At 66.0% G+C, this 9410-nt stretch carries 5 protein-coding genes, 1 tRNA gene and 8 pseudogenes; 6 read left to right on the top strand and 8 right to left on the bottom strand.

The annotated features are described in order from the left end of the window. The 3 genes from FQ389_RS14310 to FQ389_RS14300 all read right to left on the bottom strand — a co-directional run. Positions 1-651 (bottom strand): TIGR03943 family putative permease subunit (locus FQ389_RS14310; RefSeq protein ID WP_144208776.1); only part of this gene is annotated, 651 nt, incomplete at its 3' end. After that, a complete protein-coding gene (locus tag FQ389_RS14305) occupies positions 648-1643 on the bottom strand; it encodes a permease (RefSeq protein ID WP_260860781.1) in 996 nt (331 codons plus the stop codon). The genes FQ389_RS14305 and FQ389_RS14310, both read right to left, overlap by 4 nt. A 109-nt stretch (positions 1644-1752) precedes the next feature. After that, positions 1753-2010, bottom strand: a complete 258-nt coding sequence (locus FQ389_RS14300) for a hypothetical protein (RefSeq protein ID WP_144208769.1) — start codon at positions 2008-2010, stop codon at positions 1753-1755. Positions 2011-2135: 125 nt separating this feature from the next. Between FQ389_RS14300 and FQ389_RS14295 the strand changes: the two are divergent. Continuing rightward, a pseudogene (locus FQ389_RS14295) lies at positions 2136-3270 on the top strand (GTP-binding protein). Between the two features lie 26 nt (positions 3271-3296). Here FQ389_RS14295 and FQ389_RS14290 read toward each other — a convergent pair. Further along, a pseudogene (locus tag FQ389_RS14290) lies at positions 3297-3583 on the bottom strand (type B 50S ribosomal protein L31). 111 nt (positions 3584-3694) lie between these two features. Continuing rightward, positions 3695-4048, bottom strand: a complete 354-nt coding sequence (locus tag FQ389_RS14285; RefSeq protein WP_144208766.1) for an ArsR/SmtB family transcription factor — start codon at positions 4046-4048, stop codon at positions 3695-3697. A 54-nt stretch (positions 4049-4102) separates the two neighbouring features. Between FQ389_RS14285 and FQ389_RS14280 the strand changes: the two are divergent. From FQ389_RS14280 to FQ389_RS14275, 3 pseudogenes are all read left to right on the top strand, one after another. Continuing rightward, a pseudogene (locus FQ389_RS14280) lies at positions 4103-6036 on the top strand (heavy metal translocating P-type ATPase). A 134-nt stretch (positions 6037-6170) separates the two neighbouring features. Then, positions 6171-6404: pseudogene (locus FQ389_RS20420) on the top strand (SDR family NAD(P)-dependent oxidoreductase); the annotation flags it as partial. Positions 6405-6538: 134 nt separating this feature from the next. Then, positions 6539-7316, top strand: a pseudogene (locus tag FQ389_RS14275) (cation diffusion facilitator family transporter); the annotation flags it as partial. A gap of 233 nt (positions 7317-7549) precedes the next feature. Here the strand turns inward: FQ389_RS14275 and FQ389_RS20415 are convergent. After that, positions 7550-7792 (bottom strand): hypothetical protein, encoded by a 243-nt coding sequence (locus FQ389_RS20415; protein ID WP_407662898.1) that lies wholly within the window; start codon positions 7790-7792, stop codon positions 7550-7552. Between FQ389_RS20415 and FQ389_RS14265 the strand changes: the two are divergent. Continuing rightward, a pseudogene (locus FQ389_RS14265) lies at positions 7767-8423 on the top strand (molybdopterin-dependent oxidoreductase); the annotation flags it as partial. The gene FQ389_RS20415 and the pseudogene FQ389_RS14265 overlap by 26 nt on opposite strands. 14 nt (positions 8424-8437) lie before the next feature. On the opposite strand, the pseudogene FQ389_RS14260 reads toward FQ389_RS14265, so the two are convergent. Further along, positions 8438-8660: pseudogene (locus FQ389_RS14260) on the bottom strand (hypothetical protein). Between the two features lie 44 nt (positions 8661-8704). Here FQ389_RS14260 and FQ389_RS22680 point away from each other — a divergent pair. Then, positions 8705-8893, top strand: a pseudogene (locus tag FQ389_RS22680) (TetR/AcrR family transcriptional regulator); the annotation flags it as partial. 443 nt (positions 8894-9336) lie between these two features. Here FQ389_RS22680 and FQ389_RS14250 read toward each other — a convergent pair. Beyond that, positions 9337-9409 (bottom strand) — tRNA-Ala (locus FQ389_RS14250). Between the last annotated feature and the right edge of the window lies 1 nt (position 9410).

Genomic DNA, 9410 nt, shown 5'->3' with positions numbered 1-9410 from the left:
CCGGTGCCGCCCCCCCCCCGCCGCCCACCCGACCCCCCCCCCCCGCGGCCGGCCGCGATCGGCGTAGTGCAAGGCGCCGGCGCCGTCGTGGTCGCGCAGATGGATGCGGGCCAACTGCGCGTCGGCAGCGCAGCAGATGATGACGATGCGGGCGAGGTCGGCACCGCCGGGTTCGTTGAGGACGAAGCCGGTGACGGTGATCAGCCGGTCGTTCAGCGATCCGGTGGTGTCGTTGGCGGCCCGCATCATGACGTCGGGCAGCGAGACCTCGGGAGCGCGCCCCCGCGGGAGCGGTGGAAACTCTTGGCGCAGAACGTCGTTGGAGACGTTTGTCACGGACCCGCGGGCGGCCTGCGGCCGTAGCGCGGGTGGGGTGACGAAGATCAGCACCACGACGGGCACGGCCAGCAACCACACCACGCCGCCGCGGTGCGAATGCCCGTGGTCACGGTGGTCATCGTGGTGCGCCCCGCCGCGCCGGATGTCGCCGACAATGGCGACCAGGGCGAGGCCGATGAGCAGCGCGGCGGTCAACCCGAGCCACGGCAGCAGCGTCGGCTTGACGTAGCGGGTGAACACCCCGGTGGCCAGGATCATCGCGACGCTCAGCCCGACCAGCAGCAGAACGGTGTTTTCGGTTTCGCGTTTCATCCGGTGCCACCCAACAGAAGCAGGCCGACCAGGGTGGCGACCGCGGCGGCGACGACGAAGGTCGCGGGGCCGAAGCGGGTGGCGAATGGCCGGCCGAACATCCCGGATTGCATGGCCACCAGCTTGACGTCGATGGCCGGCCCGACGACCAGGAACACCAGCCGCGGGATCAGCGGCACCATCGTCAGGGTGGACGCGACGAAGGCGTCGGCCTCCGAGCACACCGCCAGGATGACCGCCAGCGCCGCCATCGCCACGACGCCGAGGATCAGCCGCGCACCGACGTGCTCGAAGATCCACGGCGGCACCAGCACATGCAGGGCCGCCGCCGCGGCGGCGCCGAACACCAGGTACGCCGCGGCCTGCAGGAAGTCGCGCCGTGCCACCTCGCAGAACAACACCCACTTGGATTGCGTTGCCGCGCCGTGTGATTCGTGCGGGGGCAGGCGGCGGGTGATCCATTCGGCGCGGCCCCACCGGGACCACGCCCAGCCCATCACCACCGCGGTCAGCAACGATGCGACCACCCGAGCGACGACCATCTTCGGCTGCCGTGGAAACGCAACGGCGGTGGCGACCACCACCACCGGGTTGATCGCGGGCGCGGCGAGCATGAAGGTCAGGGCCGCCGCGCCGGCCGCGCCGCCGTCGCCGAAGAGCCGCCGGGCCACCGGCACCGAGCCGCATTCACAGCCGGGCAGCGCGGCCCCGACCACGCCGGCGGCGAGCACGGCCGTCGCCGGCCGGCGCGGCAGCCAGCGCAGCAGACGCTCGCGCGGCACGAACGCCGCGATCAATCCGCTGACCACCACGCCGAGGCCCAGGAACGGCAGGGCTTGGACGAATACCCCGCAGAACACGGTGCCCGCGGTGGCCAGCGCGGCGCTGTTCGCCACGATGCCCCGCAGCCACGTCCCGGTGATCGCGAAGATCACCATGCCGCAAACCAGGACTTCCATCGACCCGAAACGCGCTCGGCGTTCGACCCTCATCTAACGCACCCGAACTGGAATCTCATGACAGTTGAAAATGATTATCACCGCAGCGCTGCCCGGCGCGCATCCGGGCCGCCGAGGCGGGCTCAGCGAGCTAGATGTACAGCTAGGACGCGTTCTTGGCCACGCCGATGAGCTGCACCACCGGCGTGCCCTTTTCGCATTCCAGCACCCAGGGTTCACCGCCGTTCACCGGCTCGGAGGTGAGAGGTGAGTTTGAACTGATCGGCATGCCGGCCCGTTGCGACATCTGTGTGCATACGACCTGGAACAACCTGTAGTCGCCGTCTTCGTGAACGGCCAGCGAGAAGCCCGGCCGGACGAATTCGACCGGCACCTTCTGCAGGTAGTACTCGATACTCATCCCGACGACATTAGGGTCCTGAACGTATCTAATTCGTTGCCGCCACGCGTTCTTAACGAAAGTTCAGCTGAATTTTGGCACCGCATCAGGCTGGCAACCTTATTGAAAATCATTATCATTAACCAATGTCCTCCCCGAGCACTGGCCTGCTACCCGTGACCGTGCTGTCCGGATTCCTCGGAGCAGGCAAAACGACCCCTCTCAACCATGTCCTGGCGAACCGCGACCGCCGACGCGTCGCGGTGATCATCAACGACATGAGTGACGTGAACATCGACGCCGCCCTGGTCGCCGGCACGGGCCACTTGGACCGCACCGAAGAGAAGCTGGTCGAATTGACCAATGGTTGCATCTGCTGCACGTTGCGTGAAGACCTCATCAAGTCGGTAGCCTGTCTGGCGGCGATGGGCCGGTTCGACTATCTGCTGATCGAATCGACGGGCATCTCCGAGCCGATGCCCGTGGCGGCGAGCTTCAGCTGGACGTTCGACGACGGCTTCAGCCTGAAGCAGCGTGGCCCGGCTGGACACGATGGTCACGGTGGTGGACGCGTCGACGTTTCTGCCCGAGCTCGTGCGCGGTGAGGCGTTGGCGGCGCGTGGCCTCGCCGTCGACGACAGCGACGTGCGCACCATCGCCGATCTGCTCGTCGATTAGGTGGAGTTCGCCGAAGTCATCGTGCTCAGCAAAGCCGACCTGGTCAGCGAGGATTCCTGCGCCAGGGTGACCGCTGCGACGGCTGAGTCCGTCGGCGCACCTCGTGCTCGCCGACCATGGCCAGATTCCGTGTCGGAAGTGCTCGGCACGGGGCGGTTCGATCCGGACCTGGCCGCCGAACTGCCAGGCTGGGAGCAGGAAGCGGCCGGCGGCGGCCACACACACACGAAACCGAGGAATACGGCATCAGCAGTGTGACGTTCCGCGCGACCCGGCCGTTGCACCCCCAGCGGCTGCACGCGGCACTGGGGTCAGTTGTTAGGACTGTTACGCAAAGGCTTCTGCTGTCGCCAGCCGTCCCGAGCTCGCCGCCATCTGGTCCAGGCCGGACCCAACTTGACGATCGAGCCGGCACAGTACTGGTCGACCGCCGACTTCCCACCCGGGCAGGAGATCGTGTTCATAGGGGTCAAGCTCGACCGCGACCGGGTGCTGGCGCTCATGACGTCGGCACTACTGACCGACGCCGAACTGGCCGAAGGCCCGCAGCGGTGGACCGGCTATGCCGATCCGCTGCCGGCGTGGAGTGTGCACGCGCACTAGCGGGCGGTTGCCGCGACCAGCCCCGGCTACTGGGTGCCGGTTGATCGACCGCGGTTGCCGTAGCGGCGGTGGAACTTCTCCACCTGTTCTCCACCTGCCCGGCGGTGTCGAGAATTCGGCGCGCCCCGGTCCAGAACGGATGCGAGTCGGAAGTGACCTCCACAACGACGAGCGGGTAGGTCTCGACGCCGTTCGGCGTCTGCCACTCGATCGTGCGTAAACTCGTCAGGCTCGACCGGGTCAGGAACGTCGCGCCGGTCGTGGCGTCCTGGAAGACCACCGGATGGGAATCGGTGTGGATGTCGGGCTTCATCCGCGGCCTCCTGCAGCGTTGTCGATAATCATTTTCATTAGGGTCAGCCGCAAGATACTGGCACGCGGAAATCTTGTCGAAAATGATTGTCAATAACGGCCGTCGGGACCGTCATGCCGTGCTGTCGGTGGCGCCGAGGCGCAGGTGCTCGATGTGATAGACGGCCTCGTCGAGCAGCTGGGCGACGTGGTTGTCATAGAGCCGGTAGACGACGTTGCGGCCGCTGCGATCGCCCGCGACCAGACCCAGCGCGCGCAGCAGCCGCAGCTGATGCGACACCGCGGGCTGTTCCATCCCGACCGCCGCGGACAACTCCCCGACCGAGCACGGCGAATGGCGCAGCCGGTTCAGGATCATCAGCCGGCTGGGCGAGGCCAGCGCCTGCAGCGTCTCCGCGATCTTGACGGCGGCCGTCGAGTCGAGCATGGCCGGTGGCTGCACCCTGCCGTCGACTCCGTGTCTCATCTCCCAATTGAAGCACGTGCACCCAAAATGATAGTAAAATATGTAGTAGTTTACATGTGTTTATGTAGTGATTCTATTGTGGGGAAGGACGTCGATGAGCAGCGCCACCGTGCAGGCGAGGCGGACACTCTCAGCCGATGGTCGAGGCCCTCCCGGTTGTGGTCGGTCCCTTCGGTGCGCTGGGCGGCACCCGCGCTGGCGCTGTTCGCGGCCAAACTGGCCGCGCAGCTGCTGCACGCGCCCGCGTGGAGCTGGTGGGCGCGCTACCCTGGCGTGCTAACTGAGCGGCGGCTGGCAACCGGCGCGACAGGACTGCGGGCGTTACATTCTCGCACGCTGGACGTGGATCTGCTCATGGTCGTGGCGGCCGCCGGCGCGGCGAGCATCGGCCAGATTGTCGACGGCGGGCTGCTGATCGTCATGTTCGCCACGTCGGGCGTGTTGGAAGACGCCGCGACCAAGCGCACCGAGGATTCGGTGCAGGGCCTGCTGGACCTGGCACCCGAGCGCGCCGTCCGGATCGGCGCCGGCGGCAGTGAATAATCGGTCTACGCCGAACACCTCTGTGTCGGTGACATAGTCAGCGTACGCCCCGGTGAGCGCGTCGCGGCCGATGGCGTTGTCGTCGTTGGCGCCTCCAACGTGGATCAATCATCGGTAACCGGGAACCCTTGCCGGTCGGCAAGTCCGTCGGCGACGACGTGTTCGCCGGCACGCTCAACGGCGCTGGCACCCTTCGCATTCGGGTCACCAAAGACCCGTCCGACAGCGTCGTCGCACGCATCGTCGCCCAGGCATCGGCCACCAAAGCCACCGCCCAACTGTTCATCGATAAAGTCGAGCAACGCTATTCCGTCGGGGTGATCGTGGCCACCGTGGCGCTGTTCGCGGTTCCGCTGATGGTCGACGCTGCTTCGGGCGATGACGTTCATGATCGTGGCCTCGCCGTGCGCGGTGGTGCTGGCGACCATGTCGCCGCTGCTGTCGGCGATCGCCAACGCCGGACGCACAGCGTGCTAGTCAAGTCCGCCGTAGCGATGGAACATCTTGCCGACAGGACGCAGGTGACCTTCGACTAAACCGGCACGCTGACGACCGGAACGCCGCACCTCACCGGCATCGTCGTCCTCGACGAGCGCTACTCCGAGGCCGCCGTGTTGCGGTTAGCGGGCATCGCGGAGCAGTTCAGCGAGCATCCGCTCGGGCGCGAGGTCGCGGCAGCCGCGCTCAACCGAGGACTTGAACTGTTGCACGCCAACCATTTTCAGGCGATTCCCGGACGCGTGTCGGAGAGCAGACGGTGGAGGTACTGAGTCCACGTTCGTTTCACCGTGATTCGCCCGCCGCGCGTGATCTCGAAGGCCGGAACCTCACCGCCGTTCTGCTCATCGTCGAGGCGGCGCCCATCGCGGTGCTCGGACTCGACGACACCGTGCGCGCGGGAACCGACGCGGTGGTGCGCGGCATCGCCGCGCACACGTCGGGTCCACCCGCCCTGCTGACCGGGGACACTCGGGGCGCCGCACAGCGTCTTGCCGCACAGATCGGCATCACCGATGTCCGTGCCAACCTGCTGCCCGACGGCAAAGTGGCTGCGGTGCGCTCACTTTCGGCCGAAGGTCACCGCGTGCTGTTCGTCGGCGACGGCATCAACGATGCCCCGGCTATGGCCAGCGCGCACACGTCGATCGCGATGGGACGCAACGGTGCCGACCTCTCCCTCGACACCGCCGACGCGATCACCGTTCGGGACGAACTCGGGACTATCCCGGCCGTGCTGGCACTAGCCCGGCGCCCGCCGCGTCGTGGTGGCCAACCTAGTCCTCGTGGCGGTCTTCATCACCGGACTCGTGGTGTGGGATCTCATCGGTCAGCTACCGTTGCCGCTCGGCGTCGCAGGTCACGAAAGCTCGACGATCATTTTCGCCCTGAATGGGTTGTGCCTGCTGCGCGAGCGCGTCTGGGACTCACCGCTATCGTGTCGATAGCGTCGTCGATCGGTAGATAGGGGTCAGTATAGTAAACGCCGCGGGCAGGGTGGCCGGCAAGGTCGTGTTCATCACCGGCGCCGCGCGGTCAAGGTCGCGAACACGCGGTTCGCCTCGCCGAAGAGGGCGCCGACATCATCGCCGTCGATCTGTGTGCCGACGTCGAGGGTGTCCTCTATCCGGGAGCGAAGGACGACGACCTCGACGAGATCGCGGCGCTGGTCGAGAAGCTGGACCAGCGCATCGTGACCGCCAAGGCCGACGTCCGCGACCTGGCCGGGCTGCGCGACGCGCTGCAGCGGGGAATCGACGAGTTGGGCCGGCCCGACGTAGTGATCGCCAACGCAGGGATTAGTGGCAGTCCCGCGTCCTCCGCCATGCTCGAGGAAGACGCCTGGCAGACGATGATCGACATCAATCTCACGGGGTCTGGCACACCACGAAAGTGGCGGTGCCGCAGATTTCCGACAGGCGCGGCGGCTCGATCATCCTGGTCAGCTCGATGCTGGGACTCGCGGCGGCGGGTACATGGTCCACTACGCCCCATCACCACCACCCGCACGCGCACGACCATCCGAAAGGATTGCGCGGGCGATCTAAGGAGGTGTTCGCGTCGCATTCGCACTACGCGGTGGACAGCGTCGACAGCGAGCTGGAATCCAGCGCCGACGGTATCCGCACCGTCAAGCTCAGCCTGCTGGTCATGGCGATCACCGCGATCGCGCAGATCGTCATCGTGGCGCTCTCCGGGTCGATCGCGCTGGCCGCCGACACCATTCACAACTTTTCCGACGCGCTCACCGCCGTGCCGCCGTGGATCGTATTTGCGTTGAGCACCAAGGCCGCAACGCGTCGCTACACCTACGGCTTCGGCCGGGTGGAGGACCTCGCCGTACTGTTCGTGGTGGCCATGATCGCGCTGTCGGCCGTCATCGCCGGGTATGAGGCCGTGCAGCGGCTCATCACGCCGCGCCCTATCGACCACGTGGGCTGGGTTGCCCTGGCCGGCATGATCGGGCTTCGTCGGAAACGAATGGGTGGCGCTCTACCGCATCCGGGTCGAGCGTCGCATCGGTTCGGCCACACTCGTCGCCGACGGCCTGCACGCCCGCACCGACGGCTTCACCTCACTGGCGGTGCTGATCGACGCGGGCGGTGTGGCGCTGGGCTTCCCGCTCGCCGACCCGATCATCGGCCTGCTGATCAAGGCGGCCATCCTGGCCGTGTTGGGCACCGCCGTCCGGGATGTGTTTCGCCTGCTGATGGATGGATCCACGCCTACCCGCCCGCAGCGCCGACGCGCCGCACGCCGGGTATCAGATCGGCATCCGGTAACCGTAGAACTCGTGGTCTTCGTTGTAGCCCTGCCATGCCCGAAGCCGAGGTGATCGAAGCTTTCCACCAGCTCGATCGCTTCGATCCACTTGACCTGCTTGAAGTCGATCTCGCGCTCGTTGCGTAGCCGCAGCGGCGCGCCAGTACGACTTGGTGTCGGTGCCCAACACGATGTGGTTCAGGTTGCCGACCAGGCCGGCGGTGAACACCATGACGGTGTGGACAAAAATGAAAACACCATCCACACCAGGACTGCGAAGTGCACCGTACGCGCGACCTGACGGTTGAAAACGCCTCGCCCCAAACCGAATCGGGCGGCGATCGCCGGCGCCTGCAGTAAGCCGGTGACGAAGGCCAGCGGCGCGGCGATGAACACGGTGATGAAGTAGGCGAACACCTTCGCGCTCCCCCGGCCGCGCATTCCGGCGCCCCGATACCCGCCCATGTGCAGCCGAAAGGTATTGCGCTGATGAGCTTTATCACAACCATTGCCGGTTTCTACCGCGCTGAGCGTTCCCTCAACTCAGCCACGGCGACTGGCGGTTGCGCATCCACGGTATAGTCGACCGCGAAGCCACCTACAGCTTCGCCGATCTCAACGGTTTCGAGGTCGTCGAAACGGTGGCGGCGTTGACGTGTGTCTCGAATCCCGTTGGCGGCGATCTGATTTCGACGGGAACTGGACCCGGCTCGGCTGGGCGGCGCGCGCACCCATCAAGACGCAGTCGCGCATCGATGTGCCCAAGGTCGGCCAGCAGGTGGCCCGGGGTCCCGTGGTGTTCGGCGGCGTGGCGTGGGCCCAGAACCGCGGTGTCCGCGCGGTGCAGGTTCGCATCGGCGACGCCGACTGGCAGCCCGCCGAACTCGGCGCGAGCTATTCAAACCAGACGTGGCGGTTGTGGAGCTTTCCGTGGCAGGCGAAAAGCCCGGGTACACAGAGCATCACGGTGCGCGCCATTGACAACACCGGTGCGGTGCAAACCAAGGAGGAGGCCGGCAGCCTCCCCGACGGCGCCACCGGCTGGCACACGGTCGAATTCACCGTGACCTAAGCGCTAATTGCGCCCTATCGCGACAAGAATTTCCGCCAACCGAACACCGCAATCGCCACGCCGATGACGGCCGTGATCGGTCCGATGATGGACCAGGTCTCGGTGTTGCTCATCGGGCTGCCCTGGAGAACGCCGAGGCCCTGCAGCGCCCAAATCGAGCCGAACACCCGCGATCAGCAATCCGACGGCGAATGTGGCGACGATTGGGTGTCGAAAACCGTACCGTGGGACGCTCATGATCCGGCCTGACTGACCAACGCGCTTCAGTAACGTGTCCTGTGATGAAACCCAATGCACGCAACGCAAATAACCTCCCGGACGTCGAGAGCGGACCGATCCGCGAAACACTTCTCAACGCCGCACTAATCAAGTTCGGCGCTAAGGGATTCGACGGAGCCTCTACCCGAGCAATTGCGGCGCGCATCGACGCGCACCAACCACAGATCAACTACCACTTCGAATCCAAGACGGCGCTGTGGACTGCCGCCGTCAACCACCTGTTCGCGTTACTCGACAAAGAAGTGATTTACGCGTTCGCGGCTACGTTGTCGAACGCCGAGACCGACCGACTCGTCTGGATGACCCGGACCCACGTCAAGCCTCTTTTCGAGGCCATCAGTCTGGCGTGGCGTACGTTGCGTGACGCCCGCGTGGCCACGCCCATCGGCAGCGAAGTCTACTACTATCTGCTCGTCGGTGGCGCGTCGATACCGTACGTCAACGCCCCCGAAGTGCGTCTCCTCACGGGCCGCGAGCCACACTCGGCACGATGGACAAGCAGCCCACGCGGAAGCACTCATCACGATCCTGCTGTCCGGTCTCTCACCTGCAGACGGCTAACGGCCGCTTCGGCGATCATTCGTCCTGAGGTGAAACAACCCAGGCGAGCAACCCCTGAGCTGCTCAAATGTTGTGGAGCTAAGGGGAATCGAACCCCTGACCTACTCGATGCGAACGAGTCGCGCTACCAACTGCGCCATAGCCCCT

This window comes from Mycobacterium tilburgii (assembly GCF_902168065.1).
In the GTDB taxonomy this organism is placed as follows: Bacteria; Actinomycetota; Actinomycetes; order Mycobacteriales; family Mycobacteriaceae; genus Mycobacterium; species Mycobacterium tilburgii.
This window is presented reverse-complemented; position numbering and strand designations above follow the sequence as displayed.

Excerpts from the sequence above, each read along its gene's own strand:
- FQ389_RS14285 (WP_144208766.1), bottom strand. The coding sequence starts at position 4,048 with ATGAGACACGGAGTCGACGGCAGGGTGCAGCCACCGGCCATGCTCGAC.
- FQ389_RS20415 (WP_407662898.1), bottom strand. The coding sequence starts at position 7,792 with ATGCGCGGCCGGGGGAGCGCGAAGGTGTTCGCCTACTTCATCACCGTG.
- FQ389_RS14300 (WP_144208769.1), bottom strand. The coding sequence starts at position 2,010 with ATGAGTATCGAGTACTACCTGCAGAAGGTGCCGGTCGAATTCGTCCGG.
- FQ389_RS14305 (WP_260860781.1), bottom strand. The coding sequence starts at position 1,643 with ATGAGGGTCGAACGCCGAGCGCGTTTCGGGTCGATGGAAGTCCTGGTT.